Origin of the sequence: Streptomyces sp. NPDC046831, from assembly GCF_040645305.1 — a bacterium.
Classification (GTDB): domain Bacteria; phylum Actinomycetota; class Actinomycetes; order Streptomycetales; family Streptomycetaceae; genus Streptomyces.
The window spans coordinates 34,998-59,373 of record NZ_JBEYXZ010000035.1; the positions used below are offsets into that span (position 1 = coordinate 34,998).

General features: G+C 71.4%; 19 protein-coding genes. 6 read left to right on the plus strand and 13 right to left on the minus strand.

The features are described 5' to 3' along the window. Positions 1 to 193 precede the first annotated feature (193 nt). Positions 194 to 1,582 (plus strand): hypothetical protein, encoded by a 1,389-nt coding sequence (locus ABZ920_RS25135; RefSeq protein WP_361509134.1) that lies wholly within the window; start codon positions 194 to 196, stop codon positions 1,580 to 1,582. Between the two features lie 28 nt (positions 1,583 to 1,610). On the opposite strand, the gene ABZ920_RS25140 is transcribed toward ABZ920_RS25135, so the two are convergent. From ABZ920_RS25140 to ABZ920_RS25150, 3 genes are all read right to left on the minus strand, one after another. Next, positions 1,611 to 2,741: an amidase domain-containing protein gene (locus tag ABZ920_RS25140; RefSeq protein WP_361509216.1), complete on the minus strand. Its 1,131-nt coding sequence runs from the start codon at positions 2,739 to 2,741 to the stop codon at positions 1,611 to 1,613. Between the two features lie 150 nt (positions 2,742 to 2,891). Continuing rightward, on the minus strand, positions 2,892 to 4,175 hold the full coding sequence (locus ABZ920_RS25145; protein ID WP_361509137.1) for a hypothetical protein: 1,284 nt from the start codon (positions 4,173 to 4,175) through the stop codon (positions 2,892 to 2,894). A 69-nt stretch (positions 4,176 to 4,244) separates the two neighbouring features. Next, positions 4,245 to 6,350 carry a transglycosylase domain-containing protein gene (locus ABZ920_RS25150; RefSeq protein ID WP_361509219.1) on the minus strand — a complete coding sequence of 702 codons (2,106 nt, stop codon included), beginning with the start codon at positions 6,348 to 6,350 and terminating at the stop codon, positions 4,245 to 4,247. A 492-nt stretch (positions 6,351 to 6,842) separates the two neighbouring features. On the opposite strand from ABZ920_RS25150, the gene ABZ920_RS25155 reads away from it, so the two are divergent. Further along, positions 6,843 to 7,067 carry a zinc ribbon domain-containing protein gene (locus ABZ920_RS25155; protein WP_361509140.1) on the plus strand — a complete coding sequence of 75 codons (225 nt, stop codon included), beginning with the start codon at positions 6,843 to 6,845 and terminating at the stop codon, positions 7,065 to 7,067. A gap of 35 nt (positions 7,068 to 7,102) precedes the next feature. Here ABZ920_RS25155 and ABZ920_RS25160 read toward each other — a convergent pair whose 3' ends face one another. Genes ABZ920_RS25160 through ABZ920_RS25170 form a run of 3 tightly spaced genes read right to left on the minus strand, consistent with a single transcriptional unit; the run spans position 7,103 to position 11,604 of the window. Further along, positions 7,103 to 7,912, minus strand: coding sequence for an HAD family hydrolase (locus ABZ920_RS25160; RefSeq protein ID WP_361509143.1), 810 nt, complete (start codon positions 7,910 to 7,912; stop codon positions 7,103 to 7,105). Continuing rightward, positions 7,912 to 10,398, minus strand: a complete 2,487-nt coding sequence (locus ABZ920_RS25165; protein WP_361509145.1) for a phosphoribosyltransferase — start codon at positions 10,396 to 10,398, stop codon at positions 7,912 to 7,914. Before ABZ920_RS25165 ends, ABZ920_RS25160 begins: the two co-directional genes overlap by 1 nt. Before the next feature lie 39 nt (positions 10,399 to 10,437). Beyond that, positions 10,438 to 11,604, minus strand: coding sequence for an HpcH/HpaI aldolase/citrate lyase family protein (locus tag ABZ920_RS25170; RefSeq protein ID WP_361509148.1), 1,167 nt, complete (start codon positions 11,602 to 11,604; stop codon positions 10,438 to 10,440). A 210-nt stretch (positions 11,605 to 11,814) separates the two neighbouring features. Between ABZ920_RS25170 and ABZ920_RS25175 the strand changes: the two genes are divergently transcribed. After that, the gene (locus ABZ920_RS25175; RefSeq protein ID WP_361509150.1) at positions 11,815 to 12,690 is read left to right on the plus strand and encodes a TerD family protein; all 876 of its coding nucleotides are present in this window, start codon (positions 11,815 to 11,817) and stop codon (positions 12,688 to 12,690) included. Positions 12,691 to 12,934: 244 nt separating this feature from the next. Here ABZ920_RS25175 and ABZ920_RS25180 read toward each other — a convergent pair whose 3' ends face one another. From ABZ920_RS25180 to ABZ920_RS25205, 6 genes are all read right to left on the minus strand, one after another. Next, positions 12,935 to 13,672 carry a Tellurium resistance gene (locus ABZ920_RS25180; protein WP_361509153.1) on the minus strand — a complete coding sequence of 246 codons (738 nt, stop codon included), beginning with the start codon at positions 13,670 to 13,672 and terminating at the stop codon, positions 12,935 to 12,937. A 123-nt stretch (positions 13,673 to 13,795) separates the two neighbouring features. Beyond that, entirely contained in the window at positions 13,796 to 14,944 is a 1,149-nt protein-coding gene (locus tag ABZ920_RS25185; protein ID WP_361509155.1) for a DUF475 domain-containing protein, read from the minus strand. Positions 14,945 to 15,020: 76 nt separating this feature from the next. Then, a complete protein-coding gene (locus tag ABZ920_RS25190; protein WP_361509158.1) occupies positions 15,021 to 15,596 on the minus strand; it encodes a TerD family protein in 576 nt (191 codons plus the stop codon). 119 nt (positions 15,597 to 15,715) lie between these two features. After that, positions 15,716 to 16,291 (minus strand): calcium homeostasis/redox stress adaptation protein, encoded by a 576-nt coding sequence (locus ABZ920_RS25195; protein ID WP_361509160.1) that lies wholly within the window; start codon positions 16,289 to 16,291, stop codon positions 15,716 to 15,718. Between the two features lie 114 nt (positions 16,292 to 16,405). Beyond that, positions 16,406 to 16,864: a peroxiredoxin gene (locus ABZ920_RS25200; protein WP_361509163.1), complete on the minus strand. Its 459-nt coding sequence runs from the start codon at positions 16,862 to 16,864 to the stop codon at positions 16,406 to 16,408. A 209-nt stretch (positions 16,865 to 17,073) separates the two neighbouring features. Further along, on the minus strand, positions 17,074 to 17,511 hold the full coding sequence (locus ABZ920_RS25205; RefSeq protein ID WP_361509165.1) for a DUF3052 domain-containing protein: 438 nt from the start codon (positions 17,509 to 17,511) through the stop codon (positions 17,074 to 17,076). Between the two features lie 390 nt (positions 17,512 to 17,901). On the opposite strand from ABZ920_RS25205, the gene aceE reads away from it, so the two are divergent. Next, a complete protein-coding gene (gene aceE / locus ABZ920_RS25210) occupies positions 17,902 to 20,649 on the plus strand; it encodes a pyruvate dehydrogenase (acetyl-transferring), homodimeric type (RefSeq protein ID WP_361509168.1) in 2,748 nt (915 codons plus the stop codon). 92 nt (positions 20,650 to 20,741) lie between these two features. Next, on the plus strand, positions 20,742 to 21,557 hold the full coding sequence (locus ABZ920_RS25215) for a potassium channel family protein (RefSeq protein WP_361509171.1): 816 nt from the start codon (positions 20,742 to 20,744) through the stop codon (positions 21,555 to 21,557). A 326-nt stretch (positions 21,558 to 21,883) separates the two neighbouring features. On the opposite strand, the gene ABZ920_RS25220 is transcribed toward ABZ920_RS25215, so the two are convergent. Further along, entirely contained in the window at positions 21,884 to 23,503 is a 1,620-nt protein-coding gene (locus tag ABZ920_RS25220) for an MFS transporter (protein ID WP_361509174.1), read from the minus strand. 140 nt (positions 23,504 to 23,643) lie between these two features. Here ABZ920_RS25220 and ABZ920_RS25225 point away from each other — a divergent pair, with 140 nt between their 5' ends. Beyond that, positions 23,644 to 24,321, plus strand: a complete 678-nt coding sequence (locus ABZ920_RS25225; protein WP_361509177.1) for a TetR family transcriptional regulator — start codon at positions 23,644 to 23,646, stop codon at positions 24,319 to 24,321. Positions 24,322 to 24,376 lie beyond the last annotated feature (55 nt).

A 24,376-nucleotide genomic window follows, 5' to 3' on the forward strand; every position in this document is an offset into this window, starting at 1 on the left:
GCGTGCGCCGGGGCCGGGCTTCCGGCGGGCGCACGGCTCCGGCGGGGCGGCCCGCACCGACGGCCGCCGTCAGGTCGCGTGCCCGGCGACGGCAGTCCGGCGGCCCGCACACGAACTGATCGGCCCGTGTGTTCGTCCTGTACGGGTGGGAGAATGACTGCACGCAGGGCCCATCACAGCACGGGAGAGGGATGTGACGGCGACACCGGCGACACCTCCGCGTCCGCACTCGCCGTATCCGCGGCCCCGGCGCACCCCGGCCGCCGTCCGTGACGTCCTGACCCTGGCGGGCCTGCCCCTGCTGGCCGCGCTCACCCTGCCCGCCGCGTTCGCCGGCGGCGGCACCCGGCGCTGGTTCGGCGGAGGGCGGGCCGAGAGCCAGCGGGCACAGGCACAGGCCGCCAAGGACGCCGCCGCGGCCGCGTTCTACGAACTGGACACCGCCCAGCGGGACCTGCGGATCTCCGTAGAGACGATCACGGCCGTCGACGACTCCCCCGCCGCCCGCCGGGCGGCCTCCGGTTTCGAGGCGCTCGGCAGGCGCATCGACGAGGTCAGCGGCCGCTACATCCAGGCCGTCGACGCCCACGATCTGGACCGGGACGACCTCGACGCCTCCGTCGCCGCCCGGGCGCGCACCGAACTGACCGCCGCCAGGGACGAACTGGTCCGCGTCAAGGAGGAGCTGGACCGTTTTGGCGCCGGCCTCGGGCCGCTGCTCGGCAAGGCCGAGACCCAGCTCGCCCGGCTGGTGCCCGCCGTGGAGCGCGCGCGCCAGGCCCTGCGCGCCGCGAGCGACGCCCTGGACGCCGTACGCGGCACGGGACTTCGCGCCGACGACCTCGCCGCCCGGCTCGCCGCCCTGTCCCCCGAGCTGACGAGGCTCAACCAGGGCGCCGGGGCGCACGGAGTGCCGCAGACGCTGGAGCGGGCCGAGCGGGTCGCGCGGGAGGCCGAGGCGATCCGGGCCGAGGCCGGGCGGCTGCCGGAGCGGGCCGCCGAGATCGACCGCAGGCTGGTCTCGCTGCGGACCCGGGCGCAGGCGCTGACCACGCGCGCCGGGCAGGTCCAGCCGGTGCTGAGCGAGCTGCGGCGCCGGTTCACGGCCGCCTGCTGGCAGGATCTGCAGCACGTGCCCGAGCAGGCCGCGGAGAACGTGCGGCAGGCCGAGCTGAAGCTGAAGGAGGCGCGGGAGGCCCGCGCGGCCCAGCGCTGGGCGGACGCCACCGCGCTGCTGTCGACCGTGCGGGCGCTGCTGAACGTCACCGACGAGGCCGTGTCGGCCGTCGGCGACCGCCTGACGCGGCTGGACGCGGTGCGCAGGGACCCGGAGCGGGAGATCGGGCGGACCCGGTTCGCGATCCGGGACGCCCAGCGGCTGGCCATGGCGGGCCGGACGACGCCCGACCCGCGGCACGCGCGCCCGCTGGACGACTGTGTGGCCCGCCTGGACCGCGCGGTCGCCGGCCTGGAGGGCCGCCACCCCGACTACTGGCACTTCCTGACGGAGACCGAGGCGGTACGGCGGACGGTGGCCGGCGTGGTCGCGCGGATACGGGAGGAGCGGGGAGCCGGCCACTGAACCGGCGCCCCGCCCCGTACGGCACTGGTCAGGTGCGGTAGGCGTAGTACGCCGCGGTCGGGTACGAGGCGATGATGCTCGCCACCGACCTGTTGTAGGTGTTGGTGGAGTGGTACGTCAGGTACGGCACGCCCTGCGAGCTGCGCGACGTGACGATCATGGTGTGGTCCTTGGACCCGTCCTTGTTGAAGTCCACCTGCAGCACGTCGCCGACGTCCAGCTGGTAGACGTTGGCGAGGCTGGTGACCCGCTTGGAGGACAGGGCGAACCACGAGAACTCGTTGACGCCGACGAACGAGTCCGACTGGATGTCCGCGGTGCCGAACCACTTGTGGAAGTCGTACGTGTAGCCGGGCACGTGCTTCCAGCCGCCGGCCTTCAGGGACTGGCTGACGAAGTTGGTGCAGTCGCCGCCGGCCCCCTCCCCGTTGAAGTCGGGGTACGCCGGGTTGTAGTTGTTCCAGTACTTCGTCGCGTAGGCGGCCATGGCCTTGTAGTCGTAGCCGCCGGCGGAGAAGTTCTTCGGGTTGGCCGGAGCGGGCCGCGTGGTCGCGGAGCGGGTCGCCGCGGGCGGGTTGTCGTCGTCGGCCGCGGTGGCGGCCACGGACGGAGCGGCGACCTGGTTGACCGCGACGCCGTCGTCGGTGTCGCGGATACCGGTCAGCTGCCAGTCGCCCTGGCGGTCCGCGCTGAACGTCAGCTCGTGGTGGGCCTGGAAGCCGGTGGTCTTCGGCTCGTTGCCCCGGACCTTCTCGTAGGTGAGGGTCGTGGTCTCGGTGACCGCGACGGTCGCCTTGCGGCCCTTCACGCGCGTGGCGTCGAGCGTGACGCTCGTGGTGGCCGCGCTGTACTTCTCGCCCAGCGCCGCCAGGCGCGACTTGCGGCCGCGCAGCTGGGACAGGGCGGAGCTCTCGTTCTTCGAGAGCTTGGAGGACAGGCGGACGTCGTCGGAGAACCGGGACGTCTGCCGCTTGTTCCCCGTGGCGCCGCCGTCCAGCAGGGCGTCGGTGCGGTCGGTGAAGACCGCGTCCGCCAGTCGCTGGAAGGTGGCCTTCGTCGCCGGGTCGACCGTGGGGTCGTCCGACACGGCCGCGCCCGCGCTCCAGTTGGGCACGAGGACCGCGCCGGCGACGACCGATGCGGCGGCTGCGGTGACTATGCTCGCGCGGCGCCTCTTACGGCTCAATCTTCTCGATTTCAATGGTGTTCCCCTCTACGCCGGTACACCGATACCGGGACCCGCATCTTCCCACGGCCCGAGGGGTGGTGGTGAAGGGGGATACGCAAGGGGAGCAGGAGAGTTGGGCCCTCACTTCACCACCGTCGACCAGTCCGGCGACTGCGCCGGGTCGAGATTGCGCAGGCTCTGCAGGGTCTCGGGCTTCTGCACGTCGAGCCAGTCGGCGAGCTCCTTGAAGGAGACGCACTTGACCTCCTTCTTGGTGCACACCTTCTCCACCACCTGGTCGACGGCCTTCATGTAGATGCCGCCGTTCCAGTCCTCGAAGTGGTTGCCGATGAACAGCGGGGCCCGGCTGCCGTAGTAGACGCGGTTGAAACCGGCCAGGTACGAGTCGACCGTCTGCTGCTCCCACTGCGGGTACTTGGCGGGGTCGCCCTCGGTCTCGCCCTCAGACTGGTTGTAGAGGAAGTTGAAGTCCATGGACAGGCCCTGGAACTTGCCGTTCTCGTACGGCAGCATCTGCAGCGGGAAGTCCCATATGCCGTTCTTCTTCACCGGCCATATCTGGAAGTCGCCGGCGGAGCTGGCGTCGTAGCGCCAGCCGTAGCTCTTGGCGGCCTTCAGCAGGTTGGCCTGTCCCTCCAGGCAGGGCGCGCGGCCGCCGGTGACCTGCTTCCTGAAGTCGAACGGCAGCGGGGCGATGTCGGTGTAGCCGGTGTTGGTCTTCCACTTCTCCACGAACGAGAAGAACTGGTCGATCTCGCTCTTCCACTCCTCGACGCTCCAGTCGCCGCCGCCCTTCTCGCCGCAGAAGTGGCCGTTGAAGTGGGTGCCGATCTCGTTGCCGTCCTCGTAGGCCTCGCGCAGCTGTTCCAGCGTGGTGCGGATGTGCTCGTCGGTGGGGTAGCTGATGGCCGCGGAGCCCACGGGGTGCTGCGGCGGGTGGTAGAGGTCCTTCTTGCTCTTGGGCAGCAGGTAGATGCCCGTGAGGAAGAAGGTCATGTGGGCGTCGTACCGCTTGGCCAGCTCGCGGTAGTGGGAGAAGAGGTGGTCGTCGCCCTCCAGGGCGCCGTCCCAGGAGAAGACGACGAACTGGGGCGGCTTCTCGCCGGGCTTGAGCGGCTCGGGCTTCAACTCGCCCTTCTGCGGGCCGGTGTACGAGGTGGACCCGTCCCCGAGCACCTTCGTCCGGCCGTCCCACTCGGGCTCCTTGCCGCCCTTCGACGTGGAGCCCTTGCCCTTGCCGCCGTCGGCCGAGGCGGTGGGCGCGGTGTGGTCGGAGCGGGTCAGCGCGAGGAAGCCTCCCACGAGTGACGCGACGACGAGCAGGGCCGCCAGGGTCAGGAACTGGGGGCGGGTGGTGCGGCGGGGTGCGCGGGCTTTGCGGCGGCGACCGGATGTCGACTTCATGCGCGGCTCAATCTGGGAGGTGGTCTGGGGCGTCGGGGGCGGGTGCCGGGGTGCGGCGGGGCGGCCGGGTCAGCCGAGCGGTCTGGTCGCGCCCGCCCAGATGCGGTACGGGACGCTGTCCGCTCTCGTGCCGGCGATGCCCTCCAGCGGCAGCGGTTCCAGGCTCTTGGCCAGGTCGATGCGGTAGACGACCACCGCCGTCGACACCGACTCGGCGGTGCCGACGTACCAGGCGGCGGTGTCCTTCTCGGTGGTGCCGGCCTTGCCGGCGACGTCGGCGGTGGCGGGCGCGTCGGCCGGGTGGGCGCCGCGGAAGGAGTCGGTGAGCGCCTGGGTGACCTGTTCGGCCACGCGGGCGTCGACGGCCCGGCGGCTCTCCGGGGAGTCCAGCGGCACGGCGGAGCCGTTGTGGGTGACACGGCGCACCGAGAAGGGCTCGGTGTGCCGGCCCTCGGCGGCGAAGGTGGAGTAGCCGCTGGCCATGCGGATGGCGCTGGGCGTGGAGCTGCCCAGGGAGAGGTCGGGCACCTGCCGGCCCAGGCTGGAGGGGAGCAGTCCGGCGGCCACGGCGGTCTCCTTCACCTTGTCCAGGCCGGTGTCCATGCCCAGTTGCATGAACGGCGTGTTCACGGACTCCGCGAGGGCCTTGCGCAGCGTGATCCGCCCCCAGGACTTATTGCCGTCGTTGTGGGCGGCGACCTTGCGGCCGCTGCGGTCCCAGTAGGGGCCCTCCGGAGTGGTGACGGGCACGCCGTCGTCGCCGTCGTAGACGGACTCCGGGGATATCTGCGTGCGGGGCTCGTCGCGCCGCTTGACCACACCGTGTTCGAGGCCGGCCGCGTAGACGAACGGCAGGAACGCCGAACCGGCGGGGACGGTGGTGGCGTTGGACTCGTTGTAGCCCTGCTTGCGGTGGTCGGGTCCGCCGTAGACGGCGAGGATGCGGCCGTCGGTGGCCACCGAGGCGGCGCCGTAGTGGGCGGTCCCCGCCGTGCCGGGGTCGCTCTTCAGGGCCTTCTTGCGGGCGCTGGTGACGGCGTCGGTCAGGGCCTTCTGCCGCCCGCGGTCGAAGGTCGTGTAGATCTGGTAGCCGCCGAGGTCGAAGTCCTTGTCGGAGATGTCCGCGGCCTTCTTGACGTACTGCGTGGCGAGTTCGACCAGGTAGTCGCTCTGCTCACCGGTGTCGTAGAGCGGGTTGGTCTTCAGCGGCTCGGGGAAGGTCCGGTAGGTGGCGCGCTCGGCCGGCGACAGCTTGCCTATCTTCACCATCCGGTCCAGGATCCAGGACCAGCGCTCCACGGCCCGCTGGTGGTTGGCGGAGCTGAGGGTGGGGTCGTACAGGCCGGCGCCCTTGAGCAGGGAGGCGAGGAAGGCGGCCTCGCCGGCGTTCAGCTTGCTGACGTCCTTGCCGTAGTACGCCTGGGAGGCGCGCTGGATGCCGTAGGTGCCGCGGCCGAACCAGCTGGTGTTGAGATATCCCTCGAGGATCTTGTCCTTGCTCATCTTGTTGTCGAGCTTGAGGGCGATCATCGCCTCGGTGAACTTGCGGCTGAGGGTGCGGTTCTGGTTCAGGTAGACGTTCTTGACGTACTGCTGGGTGATGGTGGAGCCTCCCTCGGTGTCGCCGCTGCCGACCGTGCGCAGCAGGGCGCGCGTGATGCCCTTGGCGGAGATCCCGGGGTCGGTGTAGAAGCTCTCGTTCTCGGCCGCGAGCACCGCCCAGCGCACGTCCTCGGGTATGTCCTTCAGCGGCATGGCCTGCCGCTGGACCCAGCCGGTGCGGGCCATGGGCGTGCCGTCCGACCAGAAGTAGACGTTGTCCTGCTGGGTGGCGTAGCTGTTCAGGTTGTCCGGTATGTCGGTCGCGGCGTAGGCGACGGCGAGGAACAGCGCGGACAGGCCGGTGGCGGCCAGCCAGGCGCCGAGCCACTGCCGCCAGGAGGGCACCCAGCGGCGCCAGCCGGTGCGGCCCGGCCGCGGATAGGCCGGCTTCAATCGGCGGGCGTACGGGGCGATTCTCCGGGCATACGGTTCGAGCAGGCGGGTGAGCGGCGCGCACCGCGCCGCGGCGGGGGCGAGGAGGGCGGCGAGGCGGCCCTGAGGGGAGGGCTGCGCGTTCCTGCGGCGGTCGGCGCGGCCGCCGGGTACCGGCTGCTCGACGACGCGCAGCTGCATGGTGGCATCCGCGGGCGGGGGCGGCTCCTGCGGCTCCAGCCGTACGGTCTTCAGCTGCATGGTGGCGTCCATCGGCGGTGGATCCACCCTGAGCTGCATGGTGACGTCGGGTGCGGGTTCCTTCTCCGCCGGCATGTCCTCCCCCGGGTCGCCGGCGGGGAGGTCGCCCTCCGCCTGGCGTTGCCACTTCGGCGCCGTCCGGCGGCCGCGTGGCCTGCGGCCCTCCTCCGGAGCACCGGCCCCCTGTCCTGCCTCGGTCACGACTGCGTCTCCCTCCGCACTCCGTGTTGCTCGCACGGGTAGACACAGCTGCCGCTCAAGCGGCCGCCAGCCCCCTCACCCCCGGCCGACTCGCGGCACTCGCGGTTCTCGCGGCAGTACAAAATTATCAGCGATCTTTTCAATTTCTCCGCACGGGAACTGGACAGAAACCGGCTCGGGCGGAGCGAGGATCTGCTACTCCTGCCCGTTCCCGCCCATTAACCTGTGCGTATGCCACGCTACGAGTATCGCTGCCGAAGCTGCGGCGACACCTTCGAACTCAACCGTCCCATGGCGGAGTCCTCCGCCCCGGCGACCTGTCCCGCCGGTCACGGCGACACGGTCAAGCTGCTGTCCACGGTGGCCGTGGGCGGCACGGCGAGCGCCCCCGCGCCCGCCCCGCGGTCCGGCGGCCAGGGCGGAGGCGGGTGCTGCGGCGGAGGCTGCTGCGGCTGAGGCCGGCGCGGCCGCCGGAGCCGGGGCGCATCCCGCTACCGCCCGCGTGAGGCCCGCAGGAACTCGCGGACGATCCGCTCCCCCGCCAGCACTCCGCGCTCCGGCAGCGCGCCGACGTGCGGGGCCGTCCAGTCGCTGTCGGCCAGTTCGCCGTGGCCGGGGCGCCAGCCCCGGTCCACCGCGAGCAGCAGGTCCGCGTCGAGCAGCGAGTCGCCGGCGCCCAGCGTGAGGTCGGCGCCGGTGCGGCGGGCCACCTCGCGGACGGCGGCGCTCTTGGTGAGCGGCCCGGGCACCGCGTAGAGCTTGCGGCCCTGCAGGGACACCGTCCAGCCCCGGTTGCCCGCCCACACGGCGAGTTCCTTCACCCAGTCCTCGGGGAGCAGTTCGCGCTCCACCACGAGGTAGGCGAAGAGGTCCTCGGCGACGCGGTGCTTGCGCACCCACACCGGGTCGGCCGAGGTCAGCAGGTGCTCGCTCACCTCGGCGAGCGGGGCGCACTCGTCGGCCAGCCGACCGGTGACCTGCCGGTGCCAGTCGCCGTCCGACACGCCGTCCACCAGCAGATGGCCGCCGTTGGCGCAGATCGCGTACGTCGGCGCCGGGCCCGGCAGGTTGATGCGCAGGTACTGCTTGCGTGTCCGGGTCGTGGTCGGCACGAACACCGCCGTGCCGGCCAGGTCGGTCAGCAGCCGGGCCGCGCTCTCCGTCATGTACGACAGCGGCCTGCTCTCGTGCACCTCGACGCACAGCAGCCGGGGCGCCCGGGCGTCCGGCATCGTCAGCGCCAGCGCCGCCGCCGAGTAGATGAGCGTGCGGTCGAGGTCGCTGGCCACCATCACCGGCATCAGAGCGCCACCGCCCTGCCGTCGGCCCCGGTCGCCCCGCGCGTGAACTTCGGGTGGATCAGCCCCACGCAGGTGTACGGCAGTTCGCCCACCTCCTCGACGGGAACCCCTCTCTGCCCGGCCAGCAGGCGCACGTGGTCGAGGTCCGCGCCGGCGCCGGCCCGGGCCAGGATCTTCCACGGCACCCGGCGCAGCAGCACCCGCGTGGTCTCGCCGACGCCGGGCTTGACGAGGTTGACGTCGTGGATGCCGTACTCCTCGCTGATGCGCTCGACCGCCGCCCAGCCCTCCCAGGTGGGGGTGCGGTCGCCGCTCAGCAGCTCCTTGACCGCCGTGTCCACGGCGTCCGCCACCTCCGCGAAGCGGGCGGAGACGGCGTCGACGAAGACCGACGAGACGTCCGCGCCGGCGAGTTCGCGGTAGAACTTCGCGCCGTGGAAGTCGTGCGGCCCCACCAGGTCCGCGCGCAGCACGGTGCGGGACACCAGGCCCGACACCGTGGAGTTGAGGCAGGCGGAGGGGATGAGGAAGTCCTCCCGGGTGCCGTAGGTGCGCACGCACGAACCCGGGTCGGCCAGCACCGCGATCTCCGGGTGGAACCCGCTGACCCCGTCCGACTTCTCGAACTCCTCGACGGCCGCAGCCAGTTCCCGGGTGATGGCGCCCTTGCCGGTCCAGCCGTCGACGAAGACGACGTCCGCCGGGTCGTACCGCTCGGCCAGCCAGCGCAGCGCGTTGGCGTCGATGCCGCGGCCGCGCACGATGGAGACGGCGTAGTGCGGCAGGTCCAGCTCGTGCCGGTGGCGGGCCCAGCGGCGCATCAGGACGCCGACCGGGGTGCCGGCGCGGGCCAGGGAGACCAGGACCGGGCGCGGGCCCCGCTCGGTGAGGACCGCCTCGGTGACGACGCCCACGGCCCGGGCGATGCGGGCGGCGGAGGTCCTGAGCGCCGCGTGGAAGAGCTTTTGGTACTGCTCGCTGGGCTGGTACTCCACCGGCAGCGACTCGGCGTAGTGGGCGCCGCCGCTCTGGATGGCCTCCTCCCGCTCCTCGGTCGGCGCCTCCAGGGTGACGTCCGAGAGGTCCTGCAGCAGCCAGCCGACCTCCTCGGGCGCGTACGAGGAGAAGGCGGGGCCGCGGAGGGGCTCGGGCAGCATGGCGGGCCTTTCGGGGGCGGGCGGCGGTGCGGGGACGTACGACGGCACGACCGCGAGCACGACGTGCGGGGTGTGCGCGGCGAGCTGGGCCAGCAGGCCGTCGGGCGCGTGCAGTTCGGGGGTGTCCGCGGCCGAGTCGACGACGGCGACGACGGTGTCGAAGCCGGCGCCGGCGACGTTGTAGGCGTAGCGCTCGCCGGGGCCGTCGGCGGGGCGGTCGTGCGCCGGGAAGACGAGGCGGGTGCGGATCGCGTAGCCGGGGTCGTCGACGGCGAGGACGGGCGAGCGGGTGGTGGTGGAGTAGCGCACCTCGGCGCCGACCAGCTGCTCCAGCTCGCGGGCCAGCCGCAGGGGTGCGTACATCAGCTCCTCGCAGCCGAGGACCAGCACGCGGCCGGCGCCCGCGGGCAGCGACTCGGCGATCTGCGCGGCCATGGCGGGCAGGGCGCGCTCCAGGCGCACCCGGTGCGCCGGCGTGAAGCCGTGCCGTCCGCCGTCGGGCACGCCGCGGGGCCAGCGCAGCTCCAAGCGGGCGGCGCGGCGTGCCCGCTGCCCGGGGACGGCCGCCGGGGCCGCCCCGGCCGGCCGGTGCTGCCGCGGGACGCCCGCCGGCTCGTGGCGCGCGACCAGCTCCTGCCCCCGGGCCAGGACGCCGTCGGGCAGGCGCACCGTGCCCGAGGCCGTCGCCACCAGGTCGACGCGGGCGCCGATCTCCCGGGCGAAGTCCGCGAGGCGGTCCGCGTCGGCGGCCGAGCGCATGTCGACCAGCGCGACCACCACGTACCGCTTGCGCGGATGACGCGCGTGCAGTTCGCGGATCGTGTTCAGCACCGTGTTGCCGGTGGAGAACTCGTCGTCGACGAGCACCAGCGGCCCGTCCCCGCCGAGCAGTGCCGGGTCCTCCGGAAGCAGCAGGTGCGAGGTGGCGTGCGAGTGGGACTCCTCGAAGCCGCCCGCCGGCGCGACCCCGGGCACCGGGCGGCGGGTGGAGTGCAGGTAGGGGGCGGCGGCGAGGCCGTCGGCGACCGAGTGGCCGAGGCCGGTGGCGGTCTCGGCGTAGCCGACGACGACGGCCCTGCGCGCCTCCTCGGCGCCCAGCAGCTCGCGCACCCGGCGGCCGAGGGCCACCCCGTGCCCGTACACCACGGACGGCGACTGCGGTACGTGCTTGCCGAGCACGTTGGACACGAGCAGGTGCGCCCGCTTGGGGTTGCGGCGCAGCGCCAGCCCCAGCAGGCCCGTCAGCTCGTCGTCGCCCAGGAGCTCGACCCCGAGCCGCTCGGCGACCCAGGTGCCGGTCCAGACGCCGTGGTTCAGTACGTTGTTCATGCGTTCCCTGTCGGTGGGGGGCGGCCGGGGACCCGGCGGTCAGCCGGCCGCCCCGGCGGCGAGCAGCTCCACGAATCCGACGTCCTCGCGGGCGACGCCGAAGACCTCGGCGCGCAGCAGGGTCCGCTCGGCCCAGGCGCGGTGCGGCTTCACCTCGTTCATCTTGTTGGTGTAGGCCGACCGGAGCACACCCCCGCCGCCGCGTTCCGGCCGCAGGATGTCCCGGGCGTCGCTGAACTCCTCGTGACTGACGACCGACAGCGCGTGCACGGGCGTCACGTGCGAGGGGTGGATGCAGGTCTTGCCCAGCAGGCCGTTGGCCTGGTCGAGTGTGATCTCCCGCAGCAGCCCGTCCATGGCGTGCTCGATCAGTTTCTCGCGCAGCTCCGCCGCCTGCACCTGCAGGAAGGGGCTCTGCCGCAGCTGTGGCTTGAACATGCGCTCCTGCACCCGGAAGTACTCCCACACCGGGCCGGTGACGGTGAAGCCGGTGCCGTCGGCCCGGCCCAGCATGTTCACCACGTCGGCGATCACGGAGGCGACGACCTGGACGTCGTAGGCGGTCATGTCGGGGGCGCGGCGCAGCCCGTAGGACGAGCAGAAGTCGGTCACGCCCAGGCGCAGCGCGAGCACCCGGTCCCGGTACTTGTCGACGGCGCGGAAGATGCCCTCCAGCGTCTCCACGCGCGACTCCCGGTACAGCAGCTCCGGCGACTCCAGGACCGGCATGGCGAACAGCCGCCGTCCGCTCGCCGCCTCGGCGCCGTGCAGCGCCTCCAGGAAGGGGACGCCGCGCTCGGCGGTGAACTTCGGCAGGACGAAGCCCGACAGCAGCCGCACGGCCGGGCCGAGGCGCCGCACCAGGTCGGGGATCTGCTCGGGGGCGCGGACCCGCACGAACAGCAGCGGCAGGTCCGCCTCCGGGAGCCGGTCCAGCTCCGCGAACTGCCGGATCAGGTTCTCCTCGCCCGCCACGACGTCGGCGTCGTCGATGGAGTCCTCCAGGCACAGCACCATCGAGACCACACCGCGCCCGGCCTGCTTGAGGATGTCGCCGGCCAGCCGCTGACGTGTCGCGGGGCTGTAGAGCGTGGCGCCCAGGGCGGCGGAGAGCAGCCGGGCCGGGGAGTCGGCGGTGAACGCGCACGGCTCCCGGTGGAAGAGGCGCTGCCGCACCTCTGGGGCGATGTGCCCGAAATGACGCATGGAGCTCCCCCGTGGAGACGAAAAGGGGCCGGTGAAGAAAGCCGAAAAGGTGGCCGGTAATAGTACGTACGAATCGGTGTCGGAGGTTCCCGACCGGTGTGAACTTATGGTGACCCCACTATGACGGTGGTCTCGCGGAGCCCGGAGACCGGGCGCGGAAGGGCGCACCCCGCATTGTCGTGAGCAGGACCGGGAAGGCAGGATGACGGCATGACGCACGCCATGCTGAAGGGGTCGAACGTCCCGCTGGAGGCCGCCACGGTGCGCGCCGTGCTGCGCTGGACGCCCGGCCGGGGAGTCCCGGACGTCGACGCCTCGGCGCTGCTGCTCGGTCCCGACGGCCGGGTGCGCTCGGACGAGGACTTCGTCTTCTACAACCAGCCCCGGCACCCCTCGGGGAAGGTGTGGCGGCTGGGGAAGAAGCGGGTCGCCGAGGGCCTGACCGACACGATCCAGACGGACCTCGCCGGCGTCGAGCCCGGGGTCGGCCGGATCCTCCTGGTCGCCTCCGCGGACGGTGTCACGTTCGACCAGGTCCGGGCGCTGCGCATCCTGGTGCACGACGCGGCCGTCCCGGACGCGGAGCCGCTGGCGTACTTCGACGTCAAGCCGGAGACGGGCCACGAGACGGCACTGATCTGCGGCGAGCTGTACCGCAGGGGCGACGGCTGGAAGTTCCGGGCGCTCGGCGAGGGGTACTCGAACGGGCTGAAGGGGCTCGCGACCGACTTCGGCATCTCGGTGGACGAGGCGGAGGAGTTCCAGCAGCCGGAGTCCGGGGCGACGACGCGGGCTGCGGCCACCGCCGCCCCCACCGCCGCCCCGGTGTCCACGGCGGTGACGGCCGCGCAGCCGCTGCCGCCGGAGCAGCCGACCTACGAACGTCCCCCGGCGCAGCCCGCGGCGCCCCAGCCGGCGTACGGATACCCGCAGCCGGCCGCCGCGTCGACCGCGTACGGGTATCCGCAGGCACCGCCGCCGACCGCTGCCGCGCCGTCCGGGTACGGGTATCCGCCGGTGGCGGCCACCGCCCCCGACCCGGACTTCCGGCTGCCGCCGCAGGGACCGCAGTTCATCGGGCGGTAGCCGGACGGCCGCGCACGGGCCGGCCGTCGCACCGGGCGCCGAAGCGACAGGCCGTTCAGCTCCTCAGCCGGTGCGGGGAACCGCGCGGCCGGGGTCCGTGCCCGGTGGGGGCGCGTGCACCGGGCGCCCGGGGGTGAGGGCACCGGGCCGTCGCCGCCGGGCCGGGGACGCGGCCGGCCGCCGGGAACCGGCCGCCGAGCCCGTCGCACGAGGAGGGCGGCCGGCGCTCACCGGGGCGGAACCTTCAGCGCTCGGCCTTCGTCTTGTAGCCCCGCCCCCACTGCAGTCCCCACCCGTACAGGCGGTCCAGTTCCGCCTGGAAGCCGTAGACGAACTTCACCTCGCGGCGGACGACGATCTCGCCCTTCACGTTCTCGATCAGCACGACCGCGCACGAGCGGGCCTGAGGGTGCCGCTCGTCGAGGCCGATCTCGATGCGCGGCCCGCTGCTCGGGTACAGCGTGACGACGGCGTGCGTACGGTCGAAGGCCGGCGTCTGGTCGTAGATGTAGACGAAGACCAGCAGCCGTTTGATGGCGTCCCGGTGGTCGAGGTTGACGTACATCGTCTCACCGGAACCCGAGCCGAACCGGTCGTCGCCGCTGAGCTTGACGTACGGCGCCGCGTTCACGTCGCCGAGGAAGCCGCCGAGCGGCTGGACGACCCCCTTGGTGCCGTCGGCCAGCTCGTACAGGCAGCCGAGGTCGAGGTCGACGTTCACCATGCTCTGGCTGTGGCCGATCACCTCGGGCGGCTTCAGCGCCCGGAGGGGGTGCCGCAGCAGACTCTCCCGCGTGGGACCGCCGATGTCGGAGGTCCGCATGCGCCAGGCCAGGTTCACGCGCAGGTGCCCGCTGGCCGCGCCCTGCTTGGTCAGCGACACGTGGTGGTGCCGCTTGGTGAGCTCGATGGCGTTGCTCGCGGCGCTGCCCGAGTCGAACTCGGCCGCGCGCCCTCCCAGTAGACCGTCGAAGAGCCCCATGTCCTGATCCCGCCCCCACTTCCCGCCCCTGCACCCGCCGCGGGGCGGCCCGAGGACCCGGCTCGACCTGCCGTCGTCCTCGCCCGGCCGCCCCGCTCAGAGCGTTCCTCACCCGGAGGGCTGTCACACCCCGGAGGAGATTTCCGTCCTGTCGTCCGAGCCCTCGCCCTTCTCCGCGGCCGCCGCGAGCGCGCGGTTGCGGCGGACGGAGGACCAGAAGGACCAGGCGATCAGCACCACGCCGACCAGGCCGGTGATCACCTCGTTGATCTGGTACTGGATGGTGACCATGAGGATCACGGCGAGCGCGCCGATCGCGTAGTGCGCGCCGTGCTCCAGGTAGACGTAGTCGTCGAGGGTGCCCTGGCGGACCAGGTAGACCGTGAGCGACCGCACGTACATGGCGCCGATGCCGAGACCCAGCGCCATCAGGACGATGTCGTTGGTGATGGCGAAGGCGCCGATCACCCCGTCGAAGGAGAAGGAGGCGTCCAGGACCTCGAGGTAGAGGAACATGAAGAACGCGGCCTTGCCGGCGAGCACGACCGCCGATCGCTGCCTGCCGCTGCGCGCGGCTTCCTCCTCCGCCTCGTGCTCGCGTTCCTCCTCTTCCTCCAGCTTGTCCTCGAAGTAGCCGGACAGGCCGCCGACGACCATGTAGGTGATCAGGCCGGCGATACCGGCGATCAGCACCGTCTGCGCCTTGTCGACGTGTGCGCCGCCGTGCTGGTGGGCGTGGGTGGCGAAGGTGAAGGACGTGATCAGCAGGACGATCAGCGCGATGCAGACCGACAGCATGTCGACCTTGCCGAGCTTGGCCAGCGGGCGCTCCAGCCACGCCAGCCACTTGATGTCCCGGTCCTCGAAGATGAAGTCCAGGAAGATCATCAGCAGGAACATGCCACCGAACGCGGCGATCGCCGGGTGGGCGTCGGTCACCAGTTCCTGGTAGCGGTCCTTGTTGTTCAGCGCCAGGTCGACGGCCTCGACGGGGCCCATCTTGGCGCTGACGGCGACGATCACGACCGGGAAGACCAGCCGCATGCCGAAGACGGCGATGAGCACGCCGATCGTGAGGAAGATCTTCTGCCAGAAGGCACTCATCTTCTTCAGGATTCCGGCGTTGACCACCGCGTTGTCGAACGACAGCGAGATCTCGAGGACGGACAGGATGGCCACGATGCCGAAAGCGGTCCACCCCCCGTAGAAGACAGCCGCGACCAGGCCGAGCGCGGTGACCGCGAACGACCAGCCGAAGGTTTTCAGAAGCACTGGCTACCCCATCGTGTGTTGGGGGCCCTCCCCAGACGGTGTCTGGGGGTAGGTTTACCCCGCGCCGCACTCGGCTTTACGAAACGTTGACTCCGAAGTCTAGAGCGATCCCCCGGAGACCGGACGCGTACCCCTGTCCCACAGCCCGGAACTTCCATTCGCCCTGGTACCGGTAGAGCTCACCGAAGATCATGGCCGTTTCCGTGCTGGCGTCCTCGCTGAGGTCGTAGCGCGCGAGCTCCTGGCCGTCGGCCTGGTTGACCACGCGGATGAAGGCGTTGCTGACCTGGCCGAAGGTCTGGTTGCGCTCGTCGGCCAGGTGGATGGAGACGGGAAAGATGATCTTGTCGCAGTGGAGCGGCACCTTGGTGAGGTCCACCAGGATCGACTCGTCGTCACCCTCGCCCTCGCCGGTGAGGTTGTCACCGGTGTGCTCCACGGAGCCGTCGGGGCTCTTGAGCTGGTTGTAGAAGACGAACCACTCGTCGCCCAGCACCCGGCCGCTGTTGCACAGCAGCGCGCTCGCGTCCAGGTCGAAGGGGGCTCCGGTGGTGGAGCGCGCGTCCCAGCCGAGCCCGATCATGACGTTGGTCAGGTTGGGTGCGGCCTTGGACAGGGAGACGTTGCCTCCCTTGGCGAGCGTGACGCCCATGATGCTGGTCCTCCCCGTAGTACTTCCCTCGTTGTCCTGCACGTCCGGCGCCGCACGCAAACCGTGCGACGCCGGACGATTGCCGAGACGCGCCTCGCCTCGGAGAGCCTGAGGAGCTTTCAGACGTTGACGCCGAAGTCCTGGGCGATGCCACGCAGGCCGGAGGCGTACCCCTGGCCGATGGCGCGGAACTTCCACTCCGCGCCGTGGCGGTACAGCTCGCCGAAGACCATGGCGGTCTCGGTGGAGGCGTCCTCGCTCAGGTCGTACCGGGCGATCTCCTGCTGGCCGGCCTGGTTGACGACGCGGATGAACGCGTTGCGGACCTGGCCGAAGGACTGCTGGCGGTTCTCGGCGTCGTAGATGGAGACCGGGAAGACGATCTTCTCTACGTCCGCCGGCACGCCGGCGAGGTTGACCTTGATCTGTTCGTCGTCGCCCTCGCCCTCACCGGTGATGTTGTCACCGGTGTGCTCCACGGAGCCGTCCGGGCTCTTGAGGTTGTTGAAGAAGACGAAGTGCTGGTCGCTGGCGACCTTGCCGGACGAGTTCAGCAGCAGCGCGCTGGCGTCCAGGTCGAAGTCGGTGCCGGTCGTGGTGCGCACGTCCCACCCCAGACCGACGATGACGGCGGTCAGGCCCGGGGCCTCCTTCGTCAGCGATACGTTGCCGCCCTTGCTGAGGCTGACTCCCACGAGTCCTCCATTGGTGTCCGGGGGCGGGGAGCCCCGTCGTGCATCGGATATGGGATCAACGTGTCGATCCTAGTGACGGGTTCCCGCCTCCCGCAGGCCCTGGAGCCGACAGATCTACAGGGTGTCGAGGGCCTTCACGTAGTCGTTGAGGTCACGCGCGTCGGGCAGGGCGTTGACCACGGTCCAGCGCACGACGCCCTCCTTGTCGATGATGAAGGTGCCGCGCACGGCGCAGCCCTTGTCCTCGTCGAGGACGCCGTAGGCGCGGGAGACCTCGCCGTGCGGCCAGAAGTCGCTGAGCAGCGGGTACTCCAGGCCCTCCTGCTCGGCGAAGACCCGCAGGGTGTGGATGGAGTCGTTGGACACGGCGAGCAGCTGGGTGTCGTCGTTGACGAACGTCGGCAGGTTGTCGCGCAGCGCGCACAGCTCGCCGGTGCACACGCCGGTGAAGGCGAACGGGTAGAAGAGCAGCACCACGTTCTTCTCGCCGCGGAAGTCGGACAGCCGCACGGTCCGGCCGTGGTTGTCCTTCACCTCGAAGTCGGGGGCCTTGTCGCCTGCCTGGATCGCCATGTCCTGCATCCCTTCGACGGAGCTGTTCGGGTGGGAACACCCTACGCAGCGGCCATCGCGGGCCGGCGGACGGGCCGGTGCGGCACCGGCCCGTCCGCGACGCCCCGGGCCCGACGGGCCCGGGGCGTGGGGCTACGCGGCCGTTCGGGCCGGGGCGGGGGGCCGGGGGCGCGGGGCCCCGGGGAGGTACCGCACCGCCCCGCGCACGGTCACTTCTTCGACTTCGCGGCCTTCGGCGTCGCCAGCCGGCTGCCGCTCCAGTCCTTGCCCACGCTGACGCTCTTGCTGGCCGTCAGACCCGCCGTCGTCGCGGCTTCCGAGATGTCGCTCGGCTCCACGTACCCCGATCGGCCGGTCTTCGGCGTCAGGAGCAGGATCGGGCCGCCCTCTTCGATGTACGTGGTGGCGTCCACCAGCGCATCGGTCAGGTCGCCGTCGTCGTCGCGGAACCACAGCACCACGGCGTCGGCCACGTCGTCGTAGTCCTCGTCGACGAGCTCGCTGCCGACGGCGTCCTCGATGGCTTCGCGGAGCTCCTCGTCGACGTCGTCGTCGTAGCCGATCTCCTGGACCACCTGCCCGGGCTGGAAGCCCAGCCTCACGGCCGGGTTAGTCCGCTCCTCCGCGTGGTCCGCGGTCGCGCTCACGGGTTGCCTCCTGATGATGTTGCGAGATAGGTCTTCAGCCACGCGCGTGCGCGAAGCATTGGCCGTAGTCCACACGGGCGGGCCGGATCGCGCAAGTACCCGGCGGTTCAGACCGCCGAAACGGTGACGATCCCGGCGGTGTCGCCGCAACTCCTGACACCGTAGCGCGACCGGGGGTGACGCACACCACACCCTTCTGCCCGATTTTGCCCGTTTCGGAACCCTGCCGGACCGGGCCATTGGTCCCGAGTACCCCGACTACCCCTCGGTAGAGATGACTTTGCCCTCCCCGAGGTACACGATGGGGAACGGTGCAGGCACAGGCAGAAAACCCAGGAAAATCCTGGTCAACGTATCAGAATTGTCGCCCACTGACAGGTAAGGAACAGCGTGGCTTCCGGATCCGATCGAAACCCGATCATCATTGGCGGCCTTCCGAGTCAGGTTCCTGACTTCGACCCCGAGGAGACCCAGGAGTGGCTGGACTCGCTCGACGCCGCGGTCGACGAGCGAGGCCGCGAGCGGGCCCGCTACCTCATGCTCCGGCTGATCGAGCGAGCCCGCGAGAAGCGCGTCGCCGTGCCCGAGATGCGCAGTACGGACTACGTCAACACCATCCCCACCAAGAACGAGCCGTTCTTCCCCGGCAACGAGGAGATCGAGCGCAGGATCCTCAACGCGACCCGGTGGAACGCCGCGGTGATGGTCTCCCGCGCCCAGCGCCCCGGCATCGGCGTCGGCGGGCACATCGCCACCTTCGCCTCCTCCGCCTCGCTCTACGACGTCGGCTTCAACCACTTCTTCCGCGGCAAGGACGAGGGGGACGGCGGCGACCAGGTCTTCTTCCAGGGCCACGCCTCCCCGGGCATCTACGCCCGCGCGTACCTGCTGGACCGGCTGACCGAGCGGCACCTGGACGGCTTCCGCCAGGAGAAGTCCAAGGCCCCCTTCGCCCTCTCCAGCTATCCGCACCCGCGCTCGATGCCGGACTTCTGGGAGTTCCCGACGGTCTCCATGGGCCTCGGCGCGATCGGCGCGATCTACCAGGCCCGGATCAACCGCTACATGCTGGCCCGGGGCATCGCCGACACCTCGAAGTCGCACGTGTGGGCCTTCCTCGGCGACGGCGAGATGGACGAGCCGGAGTCGCTCGGCCAGCTGTCCATCGCCGCCCGCGAGGGCCTGGACAACCTGACGTTCGTCGTCAACTGCAACCTGCAGCGGCTGGACGGCCCGGTGCGCGGCAACGGCAAGATCATCCAGGAGCTGGAGTCCGTCTTCCGGGGTGCCGGCTGGAACGTGATCAAGCTGATCTGGGACCGCACCTGGGACCCGCTGCTCGCCCAGGACCGGGACGGGATCCTGGTCAACAAGATGAACACCACGCCGGACGGCCAGTTCCAGACCTACGCCACCGAGTCCGGCGCGTACATCCGCGAGCACTTCTTCGGCGACGACCACCGCCTGCGCGCGATGGTCGAGAACATGACCGACGACCAGATCCTGCACCTGGGCCGCGGCGGCCACGACCACCGCAAGATCTACGCGGCCTTCAAGGCGGCCGTGGAGCACAAGGGCCAGCCGACGGTCATCCTGGCCAAGACCGTCAAGGGCTGGACGCTCGGCCCGAACTTCGAGGGCCGCAACGCCACCCATCAGATGAAGAAGCTGACGGTCGACGACCTCAAGCGCTTCCGCGACCGCCTGCACCTGCCGATCTCCGACAAGGCCCTGGAGTCCGGCCCGCCGCCGTACTACCACCCGGGCCGCGACTCGGAGGAGATCCAGTACATGCACGACCGGCGCAAGGGCTGCGGCGGCTACGTGCCCACCCGGGTCGTGCGCTCCAAGCCGCTGGCGCTGCCGGACGACAAGGCGTACGCGGGGGTCAAGCGGGGCTCCGGCCAGCAGGCCATCGCGACGACGATGGCCTTCGTCCGGCTGCTGAAGGACCTCATGCGGGACAAGGAGCTCGGCCGGCGGTTCGTGCTGATCGCGCCGGACGAGTACCGCACCTTCGGCATGGACTCCTTCTTCCCGAGCGCGAAGATCTACAACCCGCTCGGCCAGCAGTACGAGTCCGTCGACCGCGACCTGCTGCTCGCCTACAAGGAGTCGCCGACCGGGCAGATGCTGCACGACGGCATCTCGGAGGCGGGCTGCACGGCCTCGCTCATCGCGGCCGGCTCGGCCTACGCCACGCACGGCGAGCCGCTCATCCCGGTCTACGTCTTCTACTCGATGTTCGGCTTCCAGCGCACCGGCGACCAGTTCTGGCAGATGGCCGACCAGCTGGCGCGCGGGTTCGTCCTGGGCGCGACCGCCGGCCGCACCACGCTCACCGGCGAGGGCCTGCAGCACGCGGACGGCCACTCGCAGCTGCTCGCCTCGACCAACCCGGCCTGCGTGGCGTACGACCCGGCGTACGCGTACGAGATCGCGCACATCGTCCGCGACGGACTGCGCCGGATGTACGGCGGCTCCGAGGAGCACCCGCACGGCGAGGACGTCTTCTACTACCTCACCGTCTACAACGAGCCCATCCAGCAGCCGGCGGAGCCGGCGGACGTGGACGTCGAGGGCATCCTCAAGGGCATCCACCGCCTGAGCGAGGGCACCTCGGGCGCGGTGCCGGCACAGATCATGGCGTCCGGCGTGGCGGTGCCGTGGGCGCTGCAGGCACAGCGGATCCTCGCCGAGGACTGGAACGTCAGGGCGGACGTCTGGTCGGCGACCTCCTGGAACGAGCTGCGCCGCGAGGCCGTCGCCTGCGAGGAGTACAACCTGCTGCACCCCGAGGAGGAGCAGCGGGTGCCGTACGTGACGCGGAAGCTCGGCGGGGCCGAGGGCCCGTTCGTGGCGGTGTCCGACTGGATGCGGTCGGTGCCGGACCAGATCGCGCGCTGGGTGCCGGGCACGTACCAGTCCCTGGGCGCCGACGGCTTCGGCTTCGCGGACACCCGCGGGGCGGCCCGGCGGTTCTTCCACATCGACGCCGAGTCGGTCGTGGTCGCCGTGCTGACGGAGCTGGCGCGTGAGGGGAAGGTGGACCGGTCGGTGCTGAAGCAGGCCGTCGACCGCTACCGGCTGCTCGACGTCTCGGCGGCCGACCCGGGCACGGCGGGCGGCGACGCCTGACACGCGCGCGACGCGCGTCCTTTCGCAGGGGGCGGCGGGGCTCGAGGCTCCGCCGCCCCCTGCGGCGTCCCCGGTGTCCCTACGATGCGGCCATGGACCAAGTCTCGGCGCAGACCCGTTGGGAACGGCGCACCCAGCGCCCGCTGCTGGCCCTCGCGGTGACGTTCGCCGCCGCCTATGCCGTGCCGATCGTGGACAGCGGGGCGAGCCGGCCGGTGACGTCCGCCTGCACGGCCGTGGAGTGGGTGGTGTGGGGCGCCTTCGCCGTGGACTACCTCGTACGGCTGTCGCTGACCCGGCGGCGATGGGAGTTCGTCCGCCGCAACTGGCTCGACCTGTGCGCCGTGGTGCTCCCGATGATCCAGCCGCTGCGGCTGCTGCGTGTGGTGGCGACGGTGCTGCTCGTCGGGCGCCGGGCGCGGCTGGCCTCGCAGATCCGGCTGACGACGTACGTGGCCGGTGCCGTGGTGGGGCTGCTGATGTTCGGGTCGCTGGCCGTGCTGTCGGTGGAGCGGGAGGCGCCGAACGGGAACATCCGTACCCTGGGCGACGCGGTGTGGTGGTCCTTCACGACGATGACGACCGTGGGGTACGGGGACCACGCGCCGACCACCGGGCTGGGCCGGGTGCTGGCCGTCGGGCTGATGCTGTCCGGGATCGCCCTGCTCGGTGTGGTGACCGCGAACATCGCCGCGTGGTTCATCGCCCGGTTCGAGCGGGACGACCAGGAGGAGCGGCGGCAGACGGAGGCGATCGAGGCGCTCGCCGCGGAGGTGCGGGCGTTGCGGGCGGAGGTGGCCGTGCTGGCGGGGGCCGGTCCCCGGCCGGCGGCCGGGGACCCCGCGGCCGCCGATCGCGCGGACGATCCCGACGACGCCGGGCGTCGCGCGGTCCGGCCGGTTCCGTAGTCCCGTCCGGCCACGTGAACCGGGGTGCCCGCGCGCGTCGTGCCCGTGCCCGCCGTCATCAACTCCCCGAACCCTGTGCAGCGTTGTCGTGCACGGGGTTCTGTGGTGCGGGTACCCCGGTGGCGGCGCGCCATCCTCCCCGCACCGGGGTCCTTCGCGGCTCCGGTGCCGCTGCCCGCGCGCTGCCCCCCTCCAGCAGCGCGCCGCAGCCGTCCACCCCCCATGCCCTGCGGAGGGCTTGACCCACTGTGACCTGCGGCGCGCGCCGAGGGCCAGCGATCTTGAGCGGAGTCACCCTGACGAGCGAACGCGGGACCGACGGACCGTCAGAGGTGGCCGACGCCCGCGCCGGCCTCGGCGTTCACCCCGCGCCTGGTGAGCAGCGCGACCAGGACGGCCACGGCCGCGACGCCGGCGGCGACGAGGGAGGCGAGGCTCATCCCGGAGATGAACGTGTCGTGCGCGACGGACGTGATCTGCGCGGCGACCTGCTCGGGCACGCCCTTGGGCACCGGGGCCACGCCGACCTGCACCGCCTCGGAGGCCTGGTCGAGCTGCGCCGGGGTGAGCGGCGGCAGCTTGGCGTCGGCCCAGTTGCCGGCGAGGTCGTTGTCCACCTTGGAGGCCATCACGGCGCCCAGGACGGCCGTGCCGAGGCTGCCGCCGATCTGCATCGCGGCCTGCTGGAGCCCGCCGGCCACGCCGGACAGCTCCAGGGGCGCGTTGCCGACGATGACCTCGGTGGCGCCGACCATGACGGGCGCGAGGCCGAAGCCCAGGACGGCGAACCAGAGGGACATGGTGGCGCTGGAGGTGTCCACCTCGAGCGTGGACATCCCGTACATGGCGACCGCGGTGGCCGCCATGCCGCCGGCCAGCGGGACGCGCGGGCCCAGCTTGGTGATCAGCACGCCCGCGAGCGGGGAGCCGACGATCATCATGCCGGTCAGCGGCAGCAGGTGCAGGCCGGCGTCGATGGGGCTCATGCCGTGCACGTTCTGCAGGTAGAAGGTGACGAAGAACAGGCCGCCCATGAAGGCGATGGCCATGAGGACCATCAGGACCACGCCCGCCGACAGCGGGACGGAGCGGAACAGCCCCAGCGGGACCAGCGGCTCCTTCACCCTGGTCTCCCAGAAGGCGAACAGCGCGAAGCCGAGGACGGCGGTGCCGATGAAGGCCCAGGTCCACCCGTCGCCCCAGCCCCACGACGGGGCCTTGATGAGCGCCCACACCAGGCAGAACATCGCGGCCGACAGCAGCGCGATACCGAGGATGTCGAAGGAGCGCGGCGCGTTCTCCGCCCGGTGGTCGAGCAGGATGAGCGCGCCCAGGACCAGGGCGAGCAGGCCGACCGGCACGTTGATGAAGAACACGGACTGCCAGTTGACGTGCTCGACCAGGACGCCGCCGAGGATGGGGCCGCCCGCGGTCGAGGCGCCGATGACCATGCCCCAGATGCCGATGGCCATGTTGAGCTTCTCGGCCGGGAAGGTGGCCCGCAGCAGTCCGAGCGCGGCGGGCATCAGCAGCGCGCCGAACAGTCCCTGCAAGACCCGGAAGGTGACGACCATCGCGATGCTGTGGGACAGGCCGATGGCTCCGGAGGCGGCGGCGAAGCCGGTCACGCCGATGAGGAAGGTCTGCCGGTGCCCGAAGCGGTCGCCGAGCTTGCCCGCGGTGATCAGGCAGACCGCGAGGGCGAGGAAGTAGGCGTTGGTGATCCACTGGACGTCGGCGAAGCTCGCGCCGAGGTCCTTGGCGATCGCCGGGTTCGCGATGGCCACGATGGTGCCGTCCAGGGCCACCATCATGACCCCTACGGCGACAGTGATGAGCGTGAACCAGGGGTGCCCGCGCAGTCCCCCGGCCGGCGCCGGGCCCGACGGGCCCGAAGACGCCTTGCCCCCCGGCCCGGTCGAATCGACGGTGGTCTGACTAGTCATACTTCAAGGCTAGTGACAGCCACTGACAGTTGACAAAGCGGGTCACCTGTCGGTCACTGACATGTCGCACCCCTATAGTCTGAATTGGGGAAGCGGTTCACCTGGGGGATCAGGCACGGCCCCGGAAGGTGCGGAGAGAGTTGAGCAAGACGGCGGCTGCCGCCGAGGCCGGGGCGGCGCCACCTCCCGGCCTGCGCGAGCTGAAGAAGAGGCGCACGCGGGACGCGCTCCTGCGGGTCGCGCTGGAACTCTTCACGACCAAGGGCTACGAGAGCACCACCGTCGACGAGATCGCCGAGGCCGTCGAGGTCTCCCAGCGCACCTTCTTCCGCTACTTCGCCGGCAAGGAGGACGCCGCCTTCGCCGTGCAGGAGATGGTGGAGGCCCACTTCGTGCGGTCGCTGCGCGCCCGTCCGCCCGGGGAGGCCCCGCTGGAGGCGCTGCGCCGGGCCGTCCTGGAGGGCTGGGACACCATCGGCGACGCCGTCGCGGCCGTCGTCCCGGTCGACCTGTACCTGCGCATGTTCCGGTTGATCGAGTCGACGCCCGTCCTGCTGGCCGCGCATCTGCGCCGGTCCGCGGAGACGGAGGAGCGGATCGCGTGCCTGCTCGCGCAGCGGGAGGGTTTGGACGTGGACGCCGACCCGCGGCCGCGGCTGGCGGTGGCCGCCTTCGGCGGGGTGATGCGGGTGACGAGGCGTCAGTGGAGCTGCGGCGACGACGTCAGCCTGGCGGCCATCCGGGCCCTGACGGCCGCGTATCTGGACCAGGTGGGTCCCGCGCTCACCGGGAACTGGCGCACCCACGACGGCACCTGAACTGCCGTACGCACAGGGACTCTTGAACTGGCGTGCGGGCCGGAGCCCCGATCGC

Bases quoted from the DNA above. Each gene is read 5' to 3' on its own strand.
- ABZ920_RS25170 (WP_361509148.1), bottom strand. From the start codon at position 11,604: ATGCGTCATTTCGGGCACATCGCCCCAGAGGTGCGGCAGCGCCTCTTC.
- ABZ920_RS25180 (WP_361509153.1), bottom strand. From the start codon at position 13,672: ATGGGGCTCTTCGACGGTCTACTGGGAGGGCGCGCGGCCGAGTTCGAC.
- ABZ920_RS25145 (WP_361509137.1), bottom strand. From the start codon at position 4,175: ATGAAGTCGACATCCGGTCGCCGCCGCAAAGCCCGCGCACCCCGCCGC.
- ABZ920_RS25155 (WP_361509140.1), top strand. From the start codon at position 6,843: ATGCCACGCTACGAGTATCGCTGCCGAAGCTGCGGCGACACCTTCGAA.
- ABZ920_RS25165 (WP_361509145.1), bottom strand. From the start codon at position 10,398: ATGAACAACGTACTGAACCACGGCGTCTGGACCGGCACCTGGGTCGCC.
- ABZ920_RS25200 (WP_361509163.1), bottom strand. From the start codon at position 16,864: ATGGCGATCCAGGCAGGCGACAAGGCCCCCGACTTCGAGGTGAAGGAC.
- ABZ920_RS25150 (WP_361509219.1), bottom strand. From the start codon at position 6,350: ATGCAGCTGCGCGTCGTCGAGCAGCCGGTACCCGGCGGCCGCGCCGAC.
- ABZ920_RS25190 (WP_361509158.1), bottom strand. From the start codon at position 15,596: ATGGGCGTCACGCTCGCCAAGGGAGGCAACGTCTCCCTGTCCAAGGCC.
- ABZ920_RS25220 (WP_361509174.1), bottom strand. From the start codon at position 23,503: ATGACTAGTCAGACCACCGTCGATTCGACCGGGCCGGGGGGCAAGGCG.
- ABZ920_RS25215 (WP_361509171.1), top strand. From the start codon at position 20,742: ATGGACCAAGTCTCGGCGCAGACCCGTTGGGAACGGCGCACCCAGCGC.
- ABZ920_RS25160 (WP_361509143.1), bottom strand. From the start codon at position 7,912: ATGCCGGTGATGGTGGCCAGCGACCTCGACCGCACGCTCATCTACTCG.
- ABZ920_RS25175 (WP_361509150.1), top strand. From the start codon at position 11,815: ATGACGCACGCCATGCTGAAGGGGTCGAACGTCCCGCTGGAGGCCGCC.